The sequence below is a fragment of the Undibacterium sp. Dicai25W genome, from assembly GCF_049340505.1.
GTDB classification, from domain to species: Bacteria; Pseudomonadota; Gammaproteobacteria; order Burkholderiales; family Burkholderiaceae_D; genus Undibacterium; species Undibacterium jejuense.
The window spans coordinates 90,259-115,966 of sequence record NZ_JBMPOQ010000011.1; the positions used below are offsets into that span (position 1 = coordinate 90,259).

Consider the following 25,708-nt stretch of genomic DNA (forward strand, 5'->3'; position numbering starts at 1 on the left):
TAATGCTCTCACCCGCTCTCGCATTCAAAGAGGAAATCAAGACAGGTCAGGCTGCAATTATTCGCGCCTTCAACGCAGATCACAAAGCTGAACAGCTGCTGCACGACTTATGTCGACATGTTGATCAGGTTCTGGAAAAAGTCTGGAAGCATTTTCAACTACCTAAAGAATACTCTCTGGTCGCCGTTGGCGGGTACGGGCGAGGTGAGCTATTTCCACAGTCCGATGTGGATGTCCTGATTCTGCTGAACAAAGCACCAGAGCCAGCAGAGAAAGAAAAGCTCGAAAATCTGGTGCAACTATTCTGGGATATCGGCTTAGATATTGGACATAGTATCCGCACCGTAGACGAATGTTTGCAAGAGTCTAGCGCTGATATCACGGTGCAAACCAGCCTGCTCGAAGCACGCCTGGTGACTGGTAGCCGAAAGCTCTTCTGGGAATTACAAGAGCGCTATTCATCGGCAATGAATCCGCAAAAGTTTTTCCAGGAAAAACTGCTGGAATTACAGCAACGACACGTCAAATACGAAGACACGCCATACAGTCTGGAACCAAATTGCAAAGAGAGTCCAGGGGGTTTGCGCGATCTACAGGTAATTTTATGGGTCGCAAAAGCGGCCCACCTGGGTAACTCATGGCGAGAATTAGCTGACCGCGGCCTGATCACTAATACAGAGGCACGCCAACTCAAACGTAATGAGCGTGCGTTCAAAGATATACGAATTCGCCTGCACATCCACGCAGGTCGAAGAGAAGATCGTTTGATTTTTGACGTACAGACTCCGATCGCGGAATCGTTTGGTTTTAAGACGACGGAGTCACGTCGCGCTAGTGAATATCTGATGCAAAGGTATTATTGGGCGGCGAAGGCAGTCACTCAGCTCAATCTGATTCTCTTGCAAAATATTGAGGCCGTGCTATTCCCGCAGCCATCAGTACCACGCCCTATTAATGAGCATTTCAATGAGGTGAATGGCTTTATTGACATTGCACGGGATGACACCTTTGAGTCTTCACCCTCTGCACTTCTGGAAGTATTTTTAGTTCTGGCAAGACATAGCGAATTAAAAGGAATGACCGCCCGAACGTCACGTGCGTTGTGGCATGCGCGCTTACTCATGGATGCGGAGTTCAGGCACAATATTTTCAATCGTTCTTTATTTTTGCAAATTTTGCAGTCCCCGCAGGGCATTACCCATGCATTGCGCCGCATGAATCAAATGAGCATCCTTGGCAGATATTTACCAAATTTCCGGCGCATTATCGGCCAAATGCAGCATGACTTGTTTCATGCCTATACAGTTGATCAGCATATTCTGATGGTCGTACGTAATTTGCGACGATTTACCATGCCAGAACACGCGCACGAATACCCATTCTGCAGCCAATTGATGGCGAACTTTACGCAGCCCTGGGTTTTGTATATTGCGGCTTTGTTTCATGACATCGCAAAAGGGCGCGGCGGCGATCACTCCGTTTTGGGGATGGCAGATGCCAAAAAATTCTGCTACGACCACGGGTTAACTCGCGCCAACACTGAACTCATCGTTTTTTTGGTACAAAACCACCTCACGATGTCACATGTCGCTCAAAAACAAGACTTATCCGATCCGGATGTCGTCAAGCAATTTGCCAGCGTGGTGAAAGATGAGCGCCACCTGACCGCACTGTATCTTCTGACGGTGGCAGATATACGTGGCACCAGTCCCAAAGTATGGAATGGCTGGAAAGGCAAATTGCTCGAAGATTTATATCGCATGACTTTACGCGTTCTGGGCGGAGAAACTCCATCTAAAGACCGTGAACTCAAAAACCGACAAGAAGAAGCATTAAAAGCATTACGCTTAGTTGGCATAGCCCCTGATGCACATGAAAAATTCTGGCAACAACTAGATGTGGCCTATTTTTTACGCCATGACGCATCCGATATCGCTTGGCAAACCCGCGTTTTACACGACAAGATTGACAGTACCACACCGGTCGTCAAATGCCGTCTTTCACCCATTGGTGAAGGATTGCAGGTGACGGTCTACGTCAAAGACCAACCCGATCTGTTTGCACGCATATGCAATTATTTTGACAGTAAAAATTTCGGCATCCTGGACGCCAAGATTCATACTAGCAAAAATGGTTACGCGTTAGACACCTTCATGGTGACGGAGCCAACATTTGCCCATCAATATCGTGACATTATCAACCTGATAGAACATGAGCTGAGTGCAGTACTTGCCAAGCAGACGCCTTTATCTCCGCCAAATAGAGGGCGTTTATCGCGCATGTCACGTAGCTTTCCTATCGTGCCGACCGTGGATTTACGCCCAGACGACAAGGGGCAATTTTATCTGCTCTCCATTTCTGCAAACGATAGAAATGGTCTTCTCTACGCCGTCGCAGAAATATTAACTAAATACAAGATCAATTTGCATACAGCAAAGATCATGACTCTGGGTGAGCGCGTTGAAGACGTCTTCATCGTTGATGGCGCGGCATTGCAAGGGGCGCGAACCCAAATTCAATTTGAAACTGATTTGCTTGATGCTTTAAGAGTTTAGGGTGTAAGCTCGCGACCTATTTGATTTTATTAAAATATATTGAAATAGCTAGTTTCAATTTCACAGCAAGATATTTAAAAAATGACAGAATTAGTACGACTCTCAAAACGCATGTCCGAACTGGGACTATGCTCGCGGCGCGAAGCCGATGAATGGATCGCTCGGGGTTGGGTGCGGGTTGACGGCAAAGTCGTTGATGAACTGGGTAGCAAAGTTTTACCACACCAAAAAGTAACCGTGGAACGGCAAGCTGCGGCTGAGCAATCCAAACGTGTCACCATCCTTATCAACAAACCTGTCGGTTATGTCAGCGGACAAGCAGAAGATGGCTATACACCCGCCGTTGCTCTCATCAAGCCAGAAAACCGCTGGTCCGAGGATAGTGTCGATACGACTTTTCATCCAACACAGTTGCGCAGCCTGGTTCCAGCCGGACGACTCGATATCGATTCCGTCGGACTCCTGGTCTTGACACAAGATGGTCGCGTCGCCAAACATTTGATCGGTGAAAATACGGTCGTTGAAAAAGAATATCTGGTACGCGTAGCGTATAGTGGAACTGGGAAATTACCAGATCAAGACTTGCGACGCCTCAATCACGGCTTGAGCCTGGATGGCAAAAAATTACTGCCTGCCAAAGTCAGCTGGCAAAATGAAGATCAGCTCAATTTCATTCTGCGTGAAGGCAAGAAACGCCAAATTCGCCGCATGTGCGAGATGGTCGGTTTAAAAGTATTAGGCCTGAAACGGGTTCGCATTGGAAAAGTCAGATTGGGTAATCTCCCTGAAGGCCAATGGCGTTATTTGCGTGAAGATGAAATGTTTTGATTTGAGAAATCGATGAATAAAATAGAAATTCATTCATTTTTATGAATTAACATTAAGGTCGCCTTGAAAGAATTCCCAGTCGATCCGATCAAAAAAAGAGAAGATGTAGCAATGCATCTTCTCTTTTTTGTTTTAGTCGTCATCCTCAGGATTCAATTCAGGAAATAAGACCTCTGTAAAACCAAATTGACTAAAGTCCTTGATGCGCATAGGGTACAACATTCCATCCAGATGATCACACTCATGCTGCACGACACGAGCATGAAAAGCCTCTACTTCGCGCGAAATTACTTGACCATATTGGTCGAATCCCTCGTAACGCAATGCTGACCATCGTGGCACCACGCCACGCATGCCCGGCACAGATAAGCACCCTTCCCACCCATCTTCAATTGCATCCGACAAAGGTGTCAGGACAGGATTGATCAGCACAGTTTCTGGTACCAACGGTGCATCGGGATACCGCGGGTTTGTTTTAAAGCCAAAAATGACGAGTTGCAAATCAATGCCAATCTGTGGCGCAGCTAAACCAGCACCGTTTGCAGCCTTCATCGTTTCAAACATGTCGGCAATAATCTGATGCAATTCAGGCGTATCAAATGTGGCGACGCTTTTTGCGACACGCAATAAACGCGGATCGCCCATTTTTAGTATTGGGTGAATCATTTAAATGCCTTAAAAAATTAGTCGATGAGGTCGATGCGGTTGATACGGTTGATGCATTAGAGTATAAACACAAATAAAAAAATGCGATCAGATTCAACATCTTGACCGCATTTTTTTAATTCAGCATAGCGAACGTTACAAAAATTCGCGCCCGACGAACGCCTTTAGCTCAAGATTAAATGCTTATTTGATTGATTTAAGAAATTCAGAAAATTCAGCACTCGTTTCTCTATGTTTCAAACCCAATGCAACGCTGGCTTTAAGATAACCGAGTTTAGAACCGCAATCGTAACGAGTTGCCTCAGAACGATACGCATAGACTGGGAAGTCTTTCAGCATCGCTGCAATACCGTCAGTCAATTGAATCTCACCACCAGAACCTTTGCCAAGGTTTTCCAGATAAGAGAAAATGCGTCCTGACAAAATATAGCGGCCAACAACCGCCAATGTGGATGGCGCTACGTCAGGCATCGGTTTTTCGACAATTGCTTGTACGCGCTCCAGACGATCTTTATACGCCGTACCGCTGACAATACCGTATTGACGTGTGAATTCGCGCGGTACTTCTTGCACCGCAATAATACTTCCACCTTCTTGTTCATATTGCCTTGCCATTTGAGCCATGACAGATGGTGCACCTACATCAGAGTCCATCAAGTCGTCAGCTAACAAGACTGCGAATGGATCATCGCCAATCACCGGACGGGCGCACAAAACCGCATGGCCAAGACCCAATGCCGCCGGTTGACGGATATAAATACAATTAATGTTTTTTGGAATAACATTACGCACCAGATCCAACAGCGCTTCTTTACCTGCTGCTTCCAATTCACTTTCCAGTTCATAGGCTTTATCGAAATGATCTTCTATCGCACGCTTATTGCGACCGGTAATAAACACCATTTCGGTGATGCCTGCCTCTACCGCTTCTTCCACCGCGTATTGAATCAGAGGCTTATCAACGATAGGCAACATTTCCTTTGGTTGCGCTTTGGTTGCAGGCAAGAAACGACTTCCCAAACCAGCGACAGGGAAAACCGCTTTTTTTATTTTTCTCATTTCTCAGCTCCGTGAACAATGTGAAGCAAATCTGCTTCGGTTAATATGGTAATACCTAATTCCTGTGCTTTTACCAGCTTACTACCCGCCTCGTCTCCTGCGACGACAAAGCTGGTTTTTTTGGACACTGAGCCGGATACTTTACCACCGTGCGCTTCAATTAAAGCGCTTGCCTGCTCCCGACTCAGTGTCGGCAAGGTGCCTGTCAATACAAAAGTCTTTCCGCTCAACGAGCCTTCAGCGTCGGTCACCTCGGGAATTTGCGCTAATAACTGCAAGCGCAAATTTTCCAGTTGAAGCAATTGTTGTCTATTTTTTGGAGCCGAGAGCCATTCCAGCAGCGCGGCATTGACGTCGGCAGGCAAACCAAGTTGCACAAAACCATCATCTCCGATTTCTGCCAAATTTACCAGCGTCAGGCCGCGGTCTTGCAATTGTTTGCAACGGGTTGTGGTTAATTTTGGAATTCCAAGAGTAGCTAACAACACGGAGCTTTGGAGGTACTGCCGCAATTTTGCACTTGGCGGATGCTCACCTCCCGGTCTTACGTCAGCTTTCAATAGCTCATCCAGCGCTTGTTGGTTTTTTTCTTCAGCAAAAAAGTCAGCTATTGCTTCAGCGACAACAGGACCTACGTCGGGCAAAATCAAAAATAAACTCAACGGCGAATGACGTATTAATTCAAGGCTACCCAACCACTCTGCCAGCGTCTTCGCCGTCGATTCACCCACATGACGTATACCGAGCGCAAACAAGAAGCGTTCTAATGGCGGTTGCTTGCTCGCAGCAATCGCATCAATAAGATTTTCTGCCCACTTGGTCGCAATTTTTCCTTGCTGAACTGTTTCAGGAATAACGCCTTCACGCTCGTCAGCGCGACGCTTCATCTCCAGCAAATCAGCCAGGCTTAATTTATAAAGGTCAGCAATACCGCGCACATAGTCGAACTCCACCAGATTGTCAATATAACGCTCACCCAGTCCATCGATGTCCATCATCTTGCGCGAAGCAAAATGTCGCAAGGCTTCTTTTCGTTGTGCCGAGCAAAACAAACCTCCAGTGCATCGCGCCACCGCCTCTCCCTCTTCCCGCACAACATGGGAACCGCAAACAGGGCAGCTTTTTAACATCTCAAACATCGATGGCGCAGGCTCGGGTCTACGCTCGATCACGACCGCTAACACTTCCGGAATTACGTCCCCAGCACGCCGTACGATGACGGTATCGCCTATGCGAACATCTTTGCGTCGAATTTCATCTTCATTGTGCAGTGTCGCATTAGTGATCGTCACGCCACCAACAAATACTGGCGCCAGACGTGCAACCGGCGTCAAAGCGCCGGTACGTCCAACTTGAATATCAATCCCCTGTACTACCGTTAGTGCCTCTTCCGCCGGAAACTTGTGCGCAATCGCAAAACGCGGAGCACGCGAAACAAAACCTAACTCCTCTTGCTGCGCAAAGCTGTTGACCTTGTAGACCACACCATCAATTTCGTACGCAAGTGAAGGACGTTTGGTTTGGATGCAGCGATAGAAATCAAGTAAACCGGCAGCACCTGTGACCACCGCATTTTCATCGCAGACTGGAATGCCCATCACTTGATACCATTGCAAAAGTTCACGATGAGATTCAGGTGCCTCTGCACCTTCGAGATAACCAATTCCATACGCAAAAAATCGTAAGTTGCGCTGAGCTGTTATTTTCGAATCTAACTGTCGCAAACTCCCTGCCGCCGCATTACGTGGATTTGCAAATTCTCTTGCGCCGGCATCACGCTGACGCTGGTTTAAATGAGCAAAATCATTTTTAAACATTAACACTTCACCGCGTACATCCAATACTACTGGTGGGTTGTTTGTGTTTAAACGCAAGGGGATACTGCGAATAGTGCGAATATTTTCCGTAACATCTTCGCCGGTAAAGCCATCACCCCGCGTCGCTGCCTGTGTAAATACGCCATTTATATAGCGCAAATTAATCGCCAAACCATCAAACTTGAGGTCAATCGCATACTCGATAGCATTATTGGCGTTTAAGCCTTCAGAGACCCGTCGGTCAAATGCCTGAATATCCTCATCCTCAAACGCATTATTTAAGGATAACATTGGCACGGCGTGCTGAACCTGACCAAACTCAGCAAGCGCAGCTCCACCTACCCGCAAGGTAGGAGAGTCAGGCGTTTTTAATTCAGGGAATTGCTCTTCCAACTGCTGTAGCTCGCGGAACAGCTTGTCATACTCACTATCCGGAATAGTCGGTGCGTCCAGGACGTAGTAAGCATAGCTATGGCGTTCAAGCTCTGCTCGAACCACAGCAGCACGCTGCGCTTCTGGCGTTAGCGTATTCGCGACGGTATTTGATTCACCGTCGCCAAACAAATCATTTTGCATGAAACTAGATTACCTGTTTAGCTAAACAAACGCTGGGCACGCAAGGACCCTGCCGGAATCTGCGCCTCAGCCATAGCACCGTAGAACTCATTGACTTGACCAGCTATTTCATCCAGCGCAGCCTTGGAAATTGGCTGATTGCCGTCGTCCACTACGGTGCCACCTAGTCGCGTAGCGAGCGAACGTGCACATGCTGCCATAGCACCAAAACTATCGCGTGATGGTGCAACGCATGGCACATCCAATAACAATGTCAAACGTGAAGTCATAACCTCACTCACACCAACATTGGTAGAAAGGGTAAATAAGCTGCCGCCATCACCATCAGGCATCATTAAGCGTCCGTCAGGGCGTTGATCAAACCCCATTTTCTCTAACGCAGCCAATAATGTATTCAATGCCCACGGCGCACCGTTTGCTGCGACGTTGACACTTAATTGTGCATCGTGTTCAGCGACAAATTGATGTAATTCACGAGCATGTAAAATCACTTTATTCATGTCAGGAATATCTGGATGCGCATTTAAGTTATCAGCGATGACACGCAGTTTCATGATGAACTCGGAATATTCAAGCTCACTCAACGGACCACTACGACTCACCATCTGAATGCCAGCAAATATAGCAGTGTAAGCGCCACCTGTCGCGATCACGTCACGTTCGCCATCATCTCTTTGCCCGATAAAATGGACGGGTTTCTTACCCACATATTTGAGATCAGCGATTTCACCCAAAATCTTTTCACCGCGAATTGGCGTATCGAATTCTAAAGGAATAACACAGTCAATTAATTCATCGACTGGTAATTCTCGCGCCAGCACAGGTAGCAAAGAACTAGTTAATGGCTCTGCAACTGGCTCGTCGTGCGGCATCGGTACTTCTTCCGAACCTGTATCTTTTGACGTGCCAAGCAGTTCCTCCTGGACAGGAGCAGATGGACGCGTTTTTTTTACGACTGGTTCGATATCCAGCTCTTTGTCTGCGAACACTGGCTCTTGCCTCTGCGTCGCATCGACGGGAGCGTCAGGATTGAGCAATACATCATCGTGTCCATCCGCAAAGGCGTTTTCAACTGTCTTTTTTGCCTTATATTCTTGCCATTTGTTAAAAATTACGACTCCAACGACCAATGTGCCGCCAGCAATTAATAAACTTATTTGAAAATCGGTCATGCCGCTTGAACCTCAGTAGCAAAATTGACAGCAGACTCCATGTCTACCGCCACAATTCGGGAAACTCCCTGCTCTTGCATGGTAACGCCAATCAATTGTTGCGCCATTTCCATTGCAATTTTGTTGTGGGAGATAAATAAAAATTGGGTATTGGAGGACATCCGTTTCACCATCTTACAGAAACGTTCGGTATTCGAATCATCCAAAGGAGCATCAACCTCATCAAGCAAACAGAACGGTGCAGGATTGAGCTGAAACATTGAGAATACGAGAGCCGTTGCAGTCAGCGCTTTTTCGCCACCTGACAACAAGTGAATCGTGGCATTCTTTTTGCCAGGCGGCTGCGCCATCACTTGCACGCCTGAATCCAGAATTTCATCGCCAGTCATGATTAATTTTGCCTGACCACCGCCAAACAAGATCGGGAACAATTCAGCGAAATGATGATTAACCTTGTCGAAGGTATCCTGCAACAATTCGCGCGTCTCAATATCGATCTTATGAATCGCATCTTGCAAGGTCGTGATGGCTTCCGTCAGATCAGCATGTTGTGAATCAAGGAACGTTTTACGCTCTTTTGCCTGCGCTAATTCATCCAGTGCTGCCATGTTAACTGCACCTAATGCGGCAATTGCATTCGTCAGGCGCGTCACCTCACCTTGCAAATAAGATGGTTTCAAATCTGCATGGAGTTTTTCGGATAATTTATCTTCATCAACCTCAAAATTTCGCAACTGTTCCGCATATTGTTCTTGCGCCAGACGAGCAGCCTGTTCTTTGAGTTGCAACTCAACGATACGATCACGTTGTGGTTGGAGGCCACGTTCGGTTTGCGTTTTACTGTCTTCGTGTTGACGCAGTTTTTGCGTCAATTGATCCAATTCATGCCTTGCATCAGCCAGCGCGCGCTCTTGCTCACTGCGTCTATCCAACAAATCTTGAAGACCAGCTTGCGCAGCCTGATCATTCATGGATTCCAGCTCTAACTGTCCTTGTTGCATACTAGCAAATAGTTGAGCAGATTGCTCCAGCGCGGTCGCAATATTTCTGCGCATTTCTTCCATCTTACTGCGATGAGATTTCTCCGCAAAAGATGCCTCTTGTGCCGCTAATTCAAGCTCGCGCAAACGCTGACGTGCGTTATTGAGTTGCTGTTCTTTTTCGAGGTACGCGGTCTGTCCGTCCTCGTGTGATTCTTGAAGTTCAGCCAGTTCTAAGTCGAGCATTTCAAACTTTTGTTCAGACTCTGCACGGATTTGCTGTTGTTCCGCTTCTTGCGTAGCAATTTCCATCAAATCGGTACTGATTTGCGTACTACGCTGATTAAAGCGTTCTTGTACTTCAGCCAGTTTCATGTATTCGATTTGAAGACTGTGGGTATTCTGCGTCAAAGAACTGACTCGCTGACGCAGATCTTGCAATTGCTGGGCTGCCTGAGTATAAGCAGCCTCAGCTCGAATCGCACCGGATTTTGCCTCATCAGCAAGCAATTGCTTAGCACGGCATTGCTTGCCGATATTTTCTATTTCTTGCTGGCGACCCAGGACACCGTCTTGCTCAGAGTCTGAGGCGTAGAAGCGCACACTCGAGCGTGAAATCACATGCCCTTGTTTGGTCACAAATGATGCGCCAGCTGGTAATTTGACTCTGTCTACAAAGGCAGCAGTCACATCTTCGGCAACATAAACTTGGTGCAACCAATCTTGCATCAGACCACGCACGCCAGCATCGTTTAATTGAAGCAGACTTAAAAATGGCTTTAAGCCAGGTGCAGGGAGAATTTGTTCGCCAGAAATCTGCGGACTATACACTGCGAGCTTTGCAGGGGGAGCATCGCTAAAAAAGGCTTTCGCCCAATCAAGATTGGACATTTCCAGAGAAGCTGTACGCTCACGCAGAACAGACTCGAGTGCAGTTTCCCAACCAGCTTCAATGTGCAGTTTTTGCCAAAGTTTTGGTAAGCCGCCGAGCTCGTGTTTTTCCAACCATGGTTGCACTTTACCTTGCGTCTGTACTTTTTCTTGCAATTGTTTGAGCGCGAGCAAACGGGCTTCCAGTTGCGCCAATTCAGCCGCATCCTGATTCACCTGAGTTTGTGCCTGCTTGCGAGCGTCTTCCATTAGTGGTAGTTGCTGTTGCGACTCTTCGAGCTGCATCGACAACTCTTCCAGCATTTGCTTTTTCTCTTCCAGTTGGAAGGATAAATTTTCTAAATGACTGGAATCTGGCATGGCCAGACCTTGCTTTTCTTGCTGTAAGCGCTCTTTACGCGCCGCCAGAGAGTTGAGAATATTTGACGCATTGCGTTGATGCGCAGATTCAAGTTCTATCTGTTGTTGCATCTGCATAATTTTGGCGCGTGATTCTGTCGTCTTCAGTTGCGACTCGCGCCATACCTGCTCCATCGCAGGTAACGTATCGCCCTGAGAATGTGCCACCTCTGCTGCTTGTTCGGCACGCATGGCCAGTTCTTCGACATGAATCTCGGCTTCAGCCAATTCATCTTGCAGATGATGACTTTGTGTTTGCCATTGATCTCGTTGCGCGGTCAATGAGTGCAATTGTGATTGCAAACGGCTGCGCGATTCAACGACAAATTTAATCTGTGCTTCAAGACTGCCAATCTCTGCATTGGTCTGATATAAGTGACCCTGTGCCTGATGCATGCGATCACCGACGGCATAATGCGCCTGACGCATTTGCTCGAGCTCTAATTCTACATGCCGCAGTTTGGCGGTATGCTCTTCTAAATCCAGCTGGGTCTTCTCAATTTCAGAAAAATACTTTTGCTGCTCGTTGGCCGCCTCTTTTTTACGCAGCAACCACAATAACTTTTGCTTTTCTTCCTGATCAGACTGCAATTCATGAAATTTATTCGCAACGACAGCCTGCGCTTCCAACTTTTCAAGATTGGCGTTTAACTCGCGCAAGATATCGTCAACACGGACCAAATTTTCATGCGTATCGTGAATGCGATTTTCAGTTTCGCGGCGGCGCTCTTTATAACGTGAGACACCGGCCGCCTCTTCGAGAAACACGCGCAACTCTTCAGGCCTCGCTTCGATAATGCGAGAAATCATACCCTGGCCGATGATCGCGTAGGCACGGGGCCCCAAACCTGTTCCAAGAAAAATATCTTGAATATCACGACGACGTACGGCCTGACCATTGATGTAATAGGTCGAAGTGCCATCGCGTGTTAAGGTGCGTTTGACGGCAATTTCACCGTACTGGCTCCACTGGCCAGCAGCTTTACCCAGACTGTTATCAAAGACGAGCTCAACGGAAGAACGTCCAGCTGGTTTTCTATGCGTCGAACCATTAAAAATAACGTCCTGCATGGATTCGCCACGCAACTCGGACGCTTTTGATTCGCCCAGCACCCAACGCACCGCGTCGATGATGTTGGATTTTCCGCAACCATTAGGACCGACAACGCCGACCAACTGGCCAGGAACCTGGAAGTGAGTGGGATCCACGAATGACTTGAATCCCGACAATTTAATAGAAGTTAATCGCACTTAATGAAATTTAATTATCTTTTGCAGTCATATCTACCTTCATTTTTCGAACAAACAAAAAATGACATATAGAGGCTTGGCTAGTATTTTGGCATCATACCATTTGATCGGCAAATTATGATATTTACGGAACAACTTCCCATAACAAAAAATAATATTACTACTTGCAGTTGATATGCGAGTGAAACGCATTACTTAAGAAAAACAATAAACGTGCAACAACCAACGCAAGAAAAAAAACTCACATCGACATATATGACAATGTGAGTCAATTTAACTATTTACTTATTTACTTAGCAAGAAACCACAACTTGAGTGATAAATCCTGTGGCTGGAATCGTGCCGGAAACATTAGCCGTTGTACAGTTCAACCCCGGGGACTGGCTTTTTAAAGACACCAGATAGGAGCCGCCAATTGGTACAGCGGTCGGGAACGCAAATGCTCCGTTGACTGTTAGTGTCAACGTATCCTGAGCATTCGTTAAAACAACCTGCTTACCAGCCGGCAATCCAGTCAAATTTCCAAAAACAATATTATTGTTCGGTAAATTAGCAACACAATTCACAGCAACATTAGTAACGGCCGCACCATTTGAGCTTACTGTTCCAGTACCATTTGTTACTGAACACGTCTGACCTATTGGCTGGGAATTAACAGTGACATTGTAGCCAGATCCAGATGGAAGATACAAAGAAAACGTAAAAAAACCATTCGCGCCAAGAGTTAACGGATTTGCATTATTATTCAATAGCGTTAATGTACTCCCGCCTGCCAACCCTGTCAGGGTGCCACCTATTGGCGCATTAGATGAGCCACCGCAACCTGCTATAACAAGCCCAACTAACGAGCTTAACATTAAGGTTTTTACTTTTATCATTTCATCCTCTTTTCTCAACCGTTTTCTTAACCATTTTCTTAACCACTAAAACACCCATACTTTTCAAAGTATGTGATTATTTTGAATAGAAATCACATTACCGCCTTTAAAAGAGGGTAAAAGTTCACACATCTTTTTTTACGCGGGCAATTTTAACTCAAGCACGCATGTAATAACTAAATAACACGGTATAGTAATCGATCAAAAACTGAGAACAAGTGGGTAGTTGTAATTTTTTTAGACCTATTTGTATCCACATGTACTTTTTATATGACCACTACGCCGCGCATTCCATGCTTACTTAATAAGATTTATAAAGACTCATTAGAAATCATCAACGCTCACGAAGAAAAACAAACAGCGCTGTATCATTGGTTTCGCCAAAGATCTTCCCACATTTAAAGCCAAAGGATTTCTCACAGGAATGTCCGTGAGGATATAATGCGTGAATCACTTAAGGAACAACTTATTTGGCAACGAGCTTGCACAAAATAAATAAAAATAGATAGAAACCCAAAATGACTTTCCATCCTCATCTCGCAAAGTTGCAACCTTATCCATTTGAGAAACTGAAACGCTTGTTTGCGGATACCAAGCCCAATGCATCATTCAAAGCAATCAGTCTGGGGATTGGTGAGCCCAAGCACCCAACTCCGGAATTTATTAAGCAAGCACTCGTTGATAATATGGATGGGCTTGCGAACTACCCTCTTACGGCAGGATCGGAAGCCTTACGCTCCTCTATTTCTCAATGGATAACAAGACGCTATAGCATTCCAGCACTTAATCCGGCGACGCAAATTTTACCGGTCAACGGTTCACGGGAAGCCTTATTCTCTCTAGCTCAGACGATTATTAATACTGAACAATGCGCAAATGGCGCCCCATTAATCATCTGTCCCAATCCGTTTTACCAGATTTACGAAGGTGCGGCCTATCTTTCGGGTGCTGAGCCGTATTTCGCTAACGCTAATCCTTCGCGCAACTTTGCGCCTGATTACGGCAGTATTCCTGAAGAAATTTGGAAACGCGTTCAACTCCTATTTGTATGCTCACCAGGGAATCCTACTGGAGCCGTATTAAATTTGGATGATTGGAAAGAATTATTCGATCTGTCGGATCGCTATGGCTTTATCATTGCCGCTGACGAATGCTACTCTGAGATTTATTTTAAAGAAGACGCGCCTTTAGGTGGCTTGCAAGCGGCACAGCTATTGGGCCGAGCAGACTATCGGAGACTTATTTCTCTATCAAGCTTGTCAAAGCGTTCCAATGTGCCAGGCATGCGTTCTGGCTTTGTGGCTGGGGACGCTGAAATCGTCAAAAACTTTTTGTTATATCGAACCTACCATGGTAGCGCAATGAGCCCCATGATACAGGCGGCCTCAGCGCTCGCTTGGAACGACGAGCTTCACGTACAAGAAAATCGGACTAAGTACATTAAGAAATTTGCGCAAATCACACCTATACTAAAAGAAGTTTTAGACGTTGACCTTCCAGATGCGGCTTTTTATTTGTGGGCAAAAGTCGACCACCTTCATGGCATCAGTGATACTGAATTCGCCAGGCGTTTATATGAACAATATAATGTGACGGTTTTGCCGGGTAGCTATCTGGCGCGAGAGGCGCATGGAATGAATCCGGGACAAAACCGGATTCGTATGGCCTTGGTCGCAGAAGTGGAAGAATGCCTCGAGGCAGCTCAGCGTATTGTCGCTTTTTGCAAAGACCTTTTAAAGAATCAATAAGTGCAATCGATGCTTATATAACTTTTTAGTATCATCCATTTATTCAAATAAACTACACTGCAACAACACCGTTTTTATTTTACTTAAAAAGACTCAACATGACACAACAATTACAGCAACTGATCGATAACGCGTGGGAAGATCGTGCCAATTTATCTCCTAAATCTGCACCAGCAGAAATCCGTGAAGCCGTCGCCCATGTATTGAGTGAATTAGATAGCGGTAGTTTGCGCGTTGCTCAAAAGATTGACGGTAGCTGGCATGTGAATCAATGGGTAAAAAAAGCAGTTTTATTATCATTCCGCCTTGAAGATAACATCTGCATGCCATCTGGCGATCACATGCAATTTTTTGACAAAGTACCAACTAAATTTGCAAATTATACCGCTGAGGATTTTGCTAAAGGTGGTTTCCGCGTAGTCCCACCCGCCGTCGCACGCCGCGGTAGTTTTATCGCCAAGAACGTTGTATTGATGCCGTCTTACGTTAACATTGGTGCCTATGTTGATGAAGGTGCCATGGTCGACACGTGGGCCACCGTGGGCTCCTGTGCACAAATCGGTAAGAATGTCCATTTGTCTGGCGGCGTTGGTATTGGCGGCGTATTAGAACCCATGCAGGCTAATCCTACAATCATCGAAGACAACTGCTTTATCGGTGCACGTTCTGAGATCGTTGAAGGTGTGATTGTCGAAGAAAATTCTGTCATTTCTATGGGCGTATATATTGGCCAATCAACCAAAATTTTTGACCGTGCAACTGGCGAAGTAAGTTATGGCCGCATCCCATCCGGCTCTGTTGTAGTGTCTGGTAGCTTACCGTCAGCAGATGGCAAATATAGCTTGTATTGTGCAGTAATTGTAAAACGTGTTGACGCACAAACTCGTTCCAAAACGAGTATTAATGAATTGCTGCGCGGCGCTTAAATCGTCGAGAATCAATTAAAGAATTCAATCAATCAGATATTTTTGAGTGCAAAGGAAGCATCATGGCAGCAATGGAGCGCTTGTTTCAGCTCATGAAAGAAAAACATGCTTCCGACATGTTTTTCGCAATGAACTCCCCGGTTCATTTGAAAATTAATGGCAATTTATTGCCTATTAACCAACAAAGAATGGATCAGGCTAACATTCTTTCATTGTTGTCTGAAGTTGTCTCTCCTGAACACCTCGAAACGCTCGAACGAGAAAATGAGTTGAATGTCGGTATTGGTGCGCCTGGCATCGGACGTTTCCGCTTGTCCGCGTTCCGCCAACGTGGAACGTTCTCTGCCGTTTTCCGTTTTGTTCCCGGAGATATCCCACGACTAGACAGCTTAAACCTGCCCCCAGTAATGTCCGAACTGATTATGGAAAAGCGCGGATTGATACTCGTGGTAGGTGCAACGGGTTCTGGTAAGTCTACCTCGATTGCTTCGATGCTCGATTACCGCAATGAAGTGCGCACTGGCCATATTCTGACCTTAGAAGATCCGATTGAATACTTGTTCCGAAGTAAAAAATCGATCGTTAATCAACGCGAGATTGGTAGTGATTCTGATAGTCTTAAAATCGCGTTAAAAAATTCTTTGCGTCAAGCACCTGACTGTATCTTAATCGGCGAGATTCGTGATTTAGAAACGATGATGGCGGCGATCGCCTATGCACAATCGGGTCACTTGGTTCTGGCAACCCTGCACGCAAACAACAGCTACCAGGCACTGAACCGGATTATCAGTTTCTTTCCGATGGAAAACCGGACTGCCCTATTGCTGGATCTGGCCTCATCAGTACGCGCCATCGTTTCACAACGCCTGATACGTGCAGTCGATGGTGGTCGGTGTCCGGCAGTAGAAATTATGCTTAACACTCGCTATGTTTCTGAACTGATTGAACAAGGTGATATCTTCCAGATCAAGGAAGCCATCGAAAAGAGCCTGTCGCCAGGCTCGCAAACGTTTGAACGCGCCCTTATGAATCTCATCAAAGCTGGATTAATCACTAAAGAAGAAGGTCTGGCAAATGCAGATTCCGCCAATAACTTGTTGTGGCTGTTGAATAATGAGGCATCAACCAGTCTGGCACCCGCCCCAGAGCCAGAGCCAGAAGTAAAAGAAGAAGCTTCTTTTACTGAATTTACTTTAAACATGTAAGCTAACGTAATCAATGACTTCAACAATGTCACGACAAATCACGGTTTTCGGCATTCCCAATTGCGATACCGTTAAAAAATCCCGGGTCTGGCTGCAAGAGCAAGGCCTGGATTTTGAATTTCACGATTTCAAAAAACAAGGCTTGGATCGAACCACGGTTCAGGCATGGCTGCAATTTGTTCCGCTCGACATATTGATTAATCGTAAGGGAACAACGTGGCGCGCGCTATCTGATGCGCAAAAAGCATCGGCGGCAGAAGCAGACCCTGCGATCCCACTGATCCTGAGCAACCCCTCCCTGATCAAACGTCCGGTATTACAAATGAAGAATACCGACCACATCAGTCACGTTTCAGTCGGTTTTTCAGCAGACCAGTTTAAAACAATTTTTGAAAATAAATAATGAGCAAAACGCTAGCATTAACTGAGCAGTTAATCGCCCTGGACTCAGTCACGCCTGAAGATAAGGGTTGCCAACGCACTTTAATTTCATTGCTTGAACCATTAGGTTTTACTTGTGAAACCATACAATCGGGCGATGTGACCAATCTCTGGGCGCGTCGCGGCACTGCTCAACCTTTAGTTGTATTTGCCGGTCATACAGATGTCGTGCCAACGGGTCCTGTAGCACAGTGGCACTCAGCGCCTTTCACGCCAACACATCGCGATGGCAAGCTGTTTGGACGCGGCGCGGCTGATATGAAAACCTCTATCGCTGCTTTCGTTGTCGCTGCTGAAGAATTCATTGCAGCACACCCAGAGCATAACGGCTCGATAGGCTTTTTAATTACAAGCGATGAAGAAGGTCCGGCGACAGACGGTACTGTCGTCGTTTGCGACATGCTCAAAGCGCGCGGTGAACAACTGGACTATTGCATCGTTGGCGAACCTACTTCTGTTGGCGCATTAGGTGACACCATCAAGAATGGCCGCCGCGGCACCATGTCCGGAAAATTAACCATCAAAGGTATTCAGGGACATATCGCTTATCCACAATTAGCCAAAAATCCTATTCACCTGTTCGCTCCGGCAATGGCGGAATTAGTGGCTGAAGTTTGGGATCATGGCAATGAATACTACTTGCCAACCTCATGGCAAATGTCAAATATTCACTCAGGAACCGGCGCCTCCAATGTCATACCTGGCGATGCAGTGATTGACTTTAATTTTCGCTTTTGTACAGCAAGCACTGCTGAGGGCTTGCAACAGCGCGTCCATGCGATACTGGATAAGCACCGCCTCGATTATGATTTAAAGTGGACTATCGGCGGTCATCCTTTCTTGACCCCTAAAGGCAATTTGAGTGATGCATTAGCAAATGCGATCCGCGCTGAGACGGGACTGGAAACGGAATTATCAACAACTGGCGGCACTTCTGACGGACGTTTCATTGCCAAAATCTGCCCACAAGTCGTCGAGTTTGGTCCACCGAACGCCAGTATTCACAAGATTGATGAGCACATTGAAGTGCAATACATCGATCCACTCAAAAACATCTACCGTCGCACATTAGAAAATCTGCTGACTTAATTCGCGCACCAGGAATTTAACATGACTATACCCGCCAATACCTTTATTACGATTCGTGATCTGCTACGCCATGCGGTGTCGCGCTTTAATAAAGAGAAACTATTTTTTGGTCACGGCAGCGCCAACGCACTAGATGAAGCGGCGTATTTGATACTTCATACCCTGCATTTACCACTGGATAAAATTGATCCTTTTCTGGATGCAAAATTATTAACCAATGAAATTGATGCTGTCCTGCGCGTCATTGAGCGTCGCGCCACAGATCGCGTCCCCGCTTCTTACATCACCAATGAAGCATGGCTGGGCACTTATAATTTTTACGTTGATGAACGTGTGATCGTGCCTCGCTCCTTTATTGCAGAATTGATTCCGGAACATTTTTCTCCGTGGGTCAACGACCCGGATACGATTACTAACATCCTTGAACTCTGCACTGGCTCTGGATGCCTGCCTATCATGTTGGCTGATATGTTCCAGAATGCCCATGTAGACACGGCGGACATCTCCAAAGATGCCTTGGAGGTCGCGAAACGTAATGTGGAGACATACGAACTTCAAGATCGTATCACTTTGATTGAGTCAGACCTCTATACCAACGTACCAAACAAAAAATACGACTTGATCATTACCAACCCTCCCTATGTGAATTCAAGCTCCATGGCGAAGTTGCCGAAAGAATATCTGCACGAGCCACAAATTGCCTTAGCTGGTGGCGACGACGGTATGGATCTAGTACGAAAAATTGTTGCTGGTGCCTCTGAACGGCTGACAGAAGATGGTTTATTGATGGTAGAAATTGGCAATGAACGTGCATTTACCGAAGCAGCGTTTCCTGATCTGAACCTGACCTGGTTGACCACCAGTGCTGGCGATGACATGGTGTTTTTAGTTGAAGCACGGGATTTAGCGAACTTCAGCGCATAAACCTGTAAAATTGCAGCAACAACTGATGTGACACGGGCAAAAACATCTTTTGCCCGTTTTTTATTCAAATATACTCACCACTAGTATATTTTTGAGCCGCTTATTTTATGCTGATATATTCAGTAAAAAGCGATATACCCCCTAATTTTTAAGTTTATATGATACGTTTGCAGCAAGTCATCCTCGCGCGAGGCACCAAGCCCCTGTTTGACAGCGTCGATGTCACCCTTAACCCTGGCGATAAAATTGGCCTGATTGGCTCAAATGGTGCAGGTAAATCCAGTCTGTTCGCCATGTTGCGCGGTGAGCTGCATCCAGATCAGGGCAGCATAGAATTCCCGGCAAAGTGGCAGTTGGCCCACGTTGCGCAAGAGACACCACCATTAGAGCGCTCAGCGATTGATTACGCCATCGATGGCGACGTTACTTTGCGCAAACTTGAAGCGGAGTTAGCAGCATTAGAAGCGCAACCAGAAAGCTATGAAAACGGCATTGCGATCGGTGACTTGTATGGCTCTATGGCGGATGCTGACGCCTACACGGTTCGCTCACGCGCAGAACAATTGCTGATCGGCCTTGGTTTCAAACTCGATCAATTGGAGCGTTCAGTCGCCAGTTTCTCAGGCGGCTGGCGCATGCGCCTGAATCTGGCGCAAGCATTGATGTGCAAATCAGATCTATTGCTGCTCGATGAACCAACCAACCATTTGGATCTGGATGCGATTATCTGGCTGGAAGACTGGCTCAAACGCTACGCCGGCACCTTGATCATTATTTCGCATGATCGTGACTTCCTTGACGGCGTCGCTAATGTGATCGTACATATCGATGAACGCAAACTCAAACGCTATTCAGGTAACTACTCAGCTTTTGAACGTCAACGTGCAGCGCAATTAATTCTCGCAGCTGGCACAATCGAAAAGCAAAACCGCAAGCGTGCACATCTGGAATCCTTCATCAGCCGCTTTGCCGCGAAAGCGTCTAAGGCAAAGCAAGCGCAAAGCCGTATCAAGGCATTGGCGAAGATGGAAGAATTGGCACCATTGCGCGCAGCAGCTGAATTTTCCTTTGAGTTCCGCGAGCCTCTCAGTGCACCAAATCCTATGTTAGTGATGGAAGATGTCGATTGCGGCTACCGCATTGAGTCTGAAACTGATCACAGTTTTACCGAAAGACGCATTGTTAACGGCGTCAAATTTTCACTGCAAATTGGTCAACGTATCGGCCTCTTGGGTGTGAATGGCGCAGGTAAATCGACACTGATCAAAACCATCGTCGGCGACATCTCCCCCTTATCTGGTGTCATGCAAACCGGTAAAGGCCTATCGATCGGCTACTTCGCGCAGCATCAGGTTGAAATGCTACGCCATGACGAGTCACCTTTATGGCATTTGGCACATATCGCTCCCAACGTGCGTGAACAAGAATTGCGTAACTTCCTTGGTGGATTCAACTTCCCTGGCACGATGGTCACCAGCCCCATCAAGCCTTTTTCGGGCGGAGAAAAAGCCCGTCTCGCGTTAGCAATGATTGTCTGGCAGCGCCCTAACCTGCTGCTGCTTGATGAACCCACCAACCATTTGGATTTGGAAACGCGTGAAGCGCTTACCGAAGCGCTGGCGCAATTTGAAGGCACTCTGGTCGTCGTATCACATGACCGCCATTTGCTGCGCGCCACAACCGATCAATTTATCATTGTCGCTGACGGTCAATTGCAACCGTTTGATGGCGATCTGGATGATTATAAAGAGTGGCTTTTCAAAAGCAAGTTAGAAAAAGAAGCCGCTCCTGCGTTACCGGAAAAAGCCAAAGCCAAAGAAACAGCATTGCCGCAAGCTAAGCCTGTTCCAGTTGCGAAGGTTGATGATAAAGAACAACGCAAACGCGATGCTGATGAACGCCAACGGCTCGCCAACTTGCGTAAGCCCATCGAAAATCGCATCAAGCGTTTAGAAGAGGAAATGGCAAAACTTAACACCAGAAAGCAAGCCATCGCCGTGCAACTTGAAGATAGTGACGTGTATAGCGATGCTAACAAAGAAAAGCTCAAAGCACTCTTGCTTGATCAGGCGTATCTCGTCAAAGAGCTGGAAACTACTGAAGCTGATTGGCTGGAGCAACAAGAGTTTTTAGAAGCTGTCGTTTGATGCAGGTAATGTACGACGTGTTAAATACATGATTTTTTTGTAGGGCGGGTTTCACCAGCCCTACAAAATTGGCCGTTCAAACTTCAAGACCAATCCCTCGGTTCAACCTGATAGTAGCTTCTAAGTTGTTCATACAACGCGGGATGATGTACCGCCAACTCTGTACTTTTCTTAAAAAACGCTTCAGTCGTGACTGCAAAAAATTCTGCTGGATTGGTCGCGCCGTAAGGATCAATGACGGTTGCGTGGTGATGTTCTCTCGCATGCAATAACTTCGTGTACTCCACTTCCATCACTTGCGACCACCTGCGATAAGCTTCAGCATCAGGTAGCAATGGCGCGCCATTCGTAGATCCAGATTCGCTATCAAGTTGATGGGCAAATTCATGCATCACTACATCCTGACCGTGACCAATATTTGCAGGATGATGAATAATTTGATCCCACGCCAATATCACGCGGCCATCACTCCACGACTCGCCACTTAGTCCCTGATTCGTATGTGTTACCACCCCGCCATTCAACATTTGCGTTCGCGGTGCAACAAATGCGGATGGGTAGACCAAAATATGCGTCAGTTTTGGATAGACCTCGCTAGAACGATTCAAAAGCAACATACAAGCTCTACCTGCAATAGTCACTTTGATCTCATCGGTGATGATTAATCCACCACAACCAACAAACGTCTTTTGAAATAAAAACTGCCGAATGCGACGCTTTAATTGCATCTGTAAATCAGTAGGCATCTTGGAATATTCAGGCAAGTTTTTGCGCAGGATTTTTGAATAGGGCAACGGAAATGCCTGCGACAAGACATAGCGCAAGCGCGCACGCGGGACTTCAAAAGCCAGCAGCAATAAAACAAGGATGAATAATAACCACCACATAAAGCCCCTTTTTTGATGAGGTTTGTACACCTATCTCACATGGGCGCAACTGCAATAAAGTCAATGGTAACGTTGAGCATTAAATTTTGCATTGACGTAGCGTAATCGCATTTACCTGGATTTGAAATGAAAAAAGCTGCCAGAATTATTCTGTCAGCTTTCTACTTTCTATATTGCGACTCTGAATCTCATTCAGACTTATTTGACCTCAGTCACAAACTGCTCTGTTGGACGGCGCACTTTTTTCAAGTTCACCAGCCAGTCGCCTTCTACTTCACGATACCCAATCGGCAAAATAACCACACTACGCAAACCTTTTGCGCGCAAGCCCAAAATTTCATCCACAGCCGCTGGATCAAAACCTTCCATCGGCGTGCTGTCAACTTCTTGTTCTGCTGCAGCGATCAATGCGGTACCTAAGCCGATATAAGCCTGACGTGCTGCGTGCTGGAAATTGATTTCTGCATCGCGGGTAGGATAAGTACTCAGCAACATGTTGCGATAGTTTTCCCAGCCTTCGTTTTTGAAGCCGCGCACATCATTAGTCAAATCAAACATCATGTTGATGCGTTCAGTTGTGTAGTTATCCCATGCTGCGAAAACCAACAAATGAGAGCTTTCTGTGACCTGAGCCTGATTCCAGGCAACAGGTTTGATTTTTTCACGAATTTCAGCGTTTGTTACAACCAGAACTTCGTATGGTTGCAAACCACTGGAAGTTGCAGTTAAGCGCACTGCTTCTAAAATTTTATCCACTTTTTCTTGTGGAACAACTTTGGCAGCATTGAATTTTTTGGTTGCATAGCGCCATTGCAGCTTTTGAATTAAATCACTCATTTATGTTTCCTTTGATAAATTAATGCAATAAAAGCATCTAAAAATATTTAAAAATATTTGAAAGTATTTGAAAGTATTTGAAAGTATTTAAAAGCTCAACACACAGCTAAAAATAAACATACAGTCTAGTTTGTATGTCGATTTATAAGCACTATAGCAGCTCATTTGAATTCTTGCAGAAGCCCCCAAAAAAGCGAATCCATTAGCATCCGATAAGCACTTAAACTTACTACGCAAATAAGACTACGCGATTACAGCAGTTGATACAACTCATTACTTTTCCGCCTTCAACCGTCAGTCTGGCTGCACGGTTCAGAGTCCGGCACAGTAAGTATTTTGCCGATGACGATAAAGGGCAAAAAAAATCCCGGGCTGTCGCATAAAAATGCACAAAATCCCGGGAAGATCGCTAAACTTGATTCTTTTCAGAAAAATATTTTTAAAATTGACGCTGTGGCTATCTTATTTGAAACGCTGGGCGCAGTGATTTTGTAAGCGCGGGTCTTGCACGAGATATACGGTTTTCGTGCTCTTTATGATTCGCATGCGTTGGAACCGAGGCCAGTGCCGGGCCGCCATCGATAATAAATACGCTCACGACATGTGCCAATTTTCTTGCTTGATCCTGAAGCGATCCCGCGGCAGCAGCAGCCTCTTCGACTAACGCTGCATTTTGTTGCGTCACATTATCCATTTCTGTGATGGCTTGATTAATCTGCTCAATGCCTGTTGATTGCTCCTGACTCGCAGCAGTAATTTCACTGATCACATCCGTCACGCGGCGAACGCTATCAACCACTTCCTGCATCGTCGTTCCTGCCAGATCGACCAGCTTAGTACCAGCATCCACTTTTTCGACCGAATCGCCTATCAGTGTTTTGATTTCCTTGGCCGCACTTGCGCTCCGTTGAGCCAGATTTCGGACTTCCGCTGCGACCACCGCAAAACCACGTCCTTGCTCACCTGCCCGAGCCGCCTCAACCGCAGCATTCAAGGCAAGAATATTGGTTTGAAACGCGATACCATCAATCACGCTGATAATATCGACGATTTTCTTGGCGGATTCATTGATAGAACTCATGGTATCAACCACTTCCGAAACCACTGAACCACCCCTGCTCGCGACATCAGACGCCGTTTGCGCCAGGCTATTAGCTTGACGAGCATTGTCGGCATTTTGTTGCACCGTCGAAGTTAATTCTTCCATCGAAGAAGCAGTTTCTTCGAGTGAACTTGCCTGTTGTTCAGTACGCGACGATAGATCCAAATTTCCACTAGCGATTTGACTAGTAGCCGCCGCCATATTGTCAGTGCCTGAGCGAACCTCACTAACAATGGTTTGCAACGAACCATTCATTTCTTTCAAGGCCTGTAAAAGTTCACCCATTTCGTCTTTGGAATTCACTTCTATATTGCTGGTCAAATCGCCGGAAGCGACTTTCTTTGCCACTGCAACCGCGGCATAAATTGGACCGGTGATTGAGAGCGTAACAAACCATGCAATACCAGCGCCAACAATCACAGTCAATCCGGTCAAAGCCAACATTAAAGTGAGTGCATTGTGATATTTTTGTGCTGCCAATTCCTCATCTTTCTTATTTTTTTCTCGCTGCAATTCAATAAAATCTTGCATCGAATTTTGCCATTCGTTCGTAGCAGGAACCGCTTCCTTCAGCAAAAATTTAACAGCCGCATCTTTGTCAGTTTTCACCTGTTCCATGAACTGGTCATTAAGTGGTCGCGTCTTGGTCTGGTACTCTTTAATCTTAGCAACGAATGCTTTACCCGTATCGTCCAAGGGCATTTTTTCTAACGCAGAAAAAGCATCGTTATAAATTTTTCGGGCAATGAGAATTTTTTCTTTTTGGATGTTCGCTTCGTTTTCGTCAGACAGTAACGCCACTGTACGCATCACCCTGGCAACGATATGCACCGAACTCGCCATATCTTCCAAATACGCCATTTTTTTGACATTGACGTCAACAATATGATGTAGTGAATCGTCGGTATTACTCATGGCATTAATACCTAATCCGGCGACGCCAATCAGCAGTACGAGTATTAAACCAAATCCAAAACCAAGGCGGGTGCGTATTTTAAGATCGGACACATTCATGACTATTCCCCAGACAAATTTAAAGAGAAAACATTTTTTCGAAACAAAATTCCAACTTATCGTCAACTAGTGCATTCATTCATTTATTCATTTAAGCAATCTACTTATCGCTTAAATTTTAAACAGGAGACTGGTCACAGCCACTTCCCCTTCCGACAGAATTGACGGCCTGAAAATGTAAAACCACTCATGGCTTAAACTGAAATTTCTGACTCGTAAAACAATAAAAAATGAGCGGGATATGATTTATAAACTTAACCACTAAGCACACGAATTGTTTCCTTAAATCAATAACGGCAGTAAAGTTTGTTAAATG

Annotated in this window: 18 protein-coding genes; 9 read left to right on the top strand and 9 right to left on the bottom strand. The window is 46.0% G+C overall.

The window, feature by feature from the left end; translation table 11 throughout:
- Positions 1-2: 2 nt before the first annotated feature.
- A complete protein-coding gene (locus tag ACO0KY_RS13430; protein WP_423046811.1) occupies positions 3-2,555 on the top strand; it encodes a [protein-PII] uridylyltransferase in 2,553 nt (850 codons plus the stop codon).
- A gap of 81 nt (positions 2,556-2,636) precedes the next feature.
- Positions 2,637-3,383, top strand: a complete 747-nt coding sequence (locus ACO0KY_RS13435; RefSeq protein ID WP_423046813.1) for a pseudouridine synthase — start codon at positions 2,637-2,639, stop codon at positions 3,381-3,383.
- Between the two features lie 132 nt (positions 3,384-3,515).
- Here ACO0KY_RS13435 and def read toward each other — a convergent pair whose 3' ends face one another.
- The 6 genes from def to ACO0KY_RS13465 form a co-directional block, all read right to left on the bottom strand.
- Positions 3,516-4,049 carry a peptide deformylase gene (gene def / locus ACO0KY_RS13440; protein WP_423046815.1) on the bottom strand — a complete coding sequence of 178 codons (534 nt, stop codon included), beginning with the start codon at positions 4,047-4,049 and terminating at the stop codon, positions 3,516-3,518.
- 183 nt (positions 4,050-4,232) lie between these two features.
- Positions 4,233-5,108 (bottom strand): UTP--glucose-1-phosphate uridylyltransferase GalU, encoded by an 876-nt coding sequence (gene galU / locus ACO0KY_RS13445; RefSeq protein WP_186910821.1) that lies wholly within the window; start codon positions 5,106-5,108, stop codon positions 4,233-4,235.
- Positions 5,105-7,501, bottom strand: a complete 2,397-nt coding sequence (gene ligA / locus ACO0KY_RS13450; RefSeq protein ID WP_423046817.1) for an NAD-dependent DNA ligase LigA — start codon at positions 7,499-7,501, stop codon at positions 5,105-5,107. Before ligA ends, galU begins: the two co-directional genes overlap by 4 nt.
- A 17-nt stretch (positions 7,502-7,518) precedes the next feature.
- Entirely contained in the window at positions 7,519-8,673 is a 1,155-nt protein-coding gene (locus ACO0KY_RS13455; RefSeq protein WP_423046819.1) for a cell division protein ZipA C-terminal FtsZ-binding domain-containing protein, read from the bottom strand.
- Complete coding sequence (gene smc / locus ACO0KY_RS13460; RefSeq protein WP_423046821.1) at positions 8,670-12,194, bottom strand: chromosome segregation protein SMC; 3,525 nt, start codon at positions 12,192-12,194, stop codon at positions 8,670-8,672. Before smc ends, ACO0KY_RS13455 begins: the two co-directional genes overlap by 4 nt.
- Positions 12,195-12,487: 293 nt before the next feature.
- Entirely contained in the window at positions 12,488-13,072 is a 585-nt protein-coding gene (locus ACO0KY_RS13465; protein ID WP_186910817.1) for a hypothetical protein, read from the bottom strand.
- A gap of 518 nt (positions 13,073-13,590) precedes the next feature.
- Between ACO0KY_RS13465 and dapC the strand changes: the two genes are divergently transcribed.
- The 7 genes from dapC (at position 13,591) to ACO0KY_RS13500 (ending at position 21,552) form a co-directional block, all read left to right on the top strand.
- A complete protein-coding gene (gene dapC / locus ACO0KY_RS13470; protein ID WP_423046824.1) occupies positions 13,591-14,820 on the top strand; it encodes a succinyldiaminopimelate transaminase in 1,230 nt (409 codons plus the stop codon).
- Positions 14,821-14,918: 98 nt separating this feature from the next.
- On the top strand, positions 14,919-15,746 hold the full coding sequence (dapD, locus tag ACO0KY_RS13475) for a 2,3,4,5-tetrahydropyridine-2,6-dicarboxylate N-succinyltransferase (RefSeq protein WP_186910815.1): 828 nt from the start codon (positions 14,919-14,921) through the stop codon (positions 15,744-15,746).
- Positions 15,747-15,808: 62 nt separating this feature from the next.
- A complete protein-coding gene (locus ACO0KY_RS13480; RefSeq protein WP_246447077.1) occupies positions 15,809-16,951 on the top strand; it encodes a PilT/PilU family type 4a pilus ATPase in 1,143 nt (380 codons plus the stop codon).
- Between the two features lie 25 nt (positions 16,952-16,976).
- Complete coding sequence (locus tag ACO0KY_RS13485) at positions 16,977-17,354, top strand: arsenate reductase (RefSeq protein WP_423046826.1); 378 nt, start codon at positions 16,977-16,979, stop codon at positions 17,352-17,354.
- Complete coding sequence (gene dapE, locus ACO0KY_RS13490) at positions 17,354-18,481, top strand: succinyl-diaminopimelate desuccinylase (RefSeq protein WP_423046828.1); 1,128 nt, start codon at positions 17,354-17,356, stop codon at positions 18,479-18,481. Before ACO0KY_RS13485 ends, dapE begins: the two co-directional genes overlap by 1 nt.
- A gap of 21 nt (positions 18,482-18,502) precedes the next feature.
- Positions 18,503-19,405, top strand: coding sequence for a 50S ribosomal protein L3 N(5)-glutamine methyltransferase (prmB, locus tag ACO0KY_RS13495; protein WP_186910812.1), 903 nt, complete (start codon positions 18,503-18,505; stop codon positions 19,403-19,405).
- A 158-nt stretch (positions 19,406-19,563) separates the two neighbouring features.
- Positions 19,564-21,552, top strand: coding sequence for an ATP-binding cassette domain-containing protein (locus ACO0KY_RS13500; protein WP_423046831.1), 1,989 nt, complete (start codon positions 19,564-19,566; stop codon positions 21,550-21,552).
- An 83-nt stretch (positions 21,553-21,635) separates the two neighbouring features.
- On the opposite strand, the gene ACO0KY_RS13505 is transcribed toward ACO0KY_RS13500, so the two are convergent.
- The 3 genes from ACO0KY_RS13505 to ACO0KY_RS13515 all read right to left on the bottom strand — a co-directional run bounded on the left by ACO0KY_RS13505 (position 21,636) and on the right by ACO0KY_RS13515 (position 25,392).
- On the bottom strand, positions 21,636-22,439 hold the full coding sequence (locus tag ACO0KY_RS13505; protein ID WP_423046833.1) for a zinc-dependent peptidase: 804 nt from the start codon (positions 22,437-22,439) through the stop codon (positions 21,636-21,638).
- Positions 22,440-22,637: 198 nt separating this feature from the next.
- Positions 22,638-23,276 (bottom strand): NAD(P)H-dependent oxidoreductase, encoded by a 639-nt coding sequence (locus tag ACO0KY_RS13510; protein ID WP_186910809.1) that lies wholly within the window; start codon positions 23,274-23,276, stop codon positions 22,638-22,640.
- 457 nt (positions 23,277-23,733) lie between these two features.
- Positions 23,734-25,392 (bottom strand): methyl-accepting chemotaxis protein, encoded by a 1,659-nt coding sequence (locus ACO0KY_RS13515; protein WP_423046835.1) that lies wholly within the window; start codon positions 25,390-25,392, stop codon positions 23,734-23,736.
- Between the last annotated feature and the right edge of the window lie 316 nt (positions 25,393-25,708).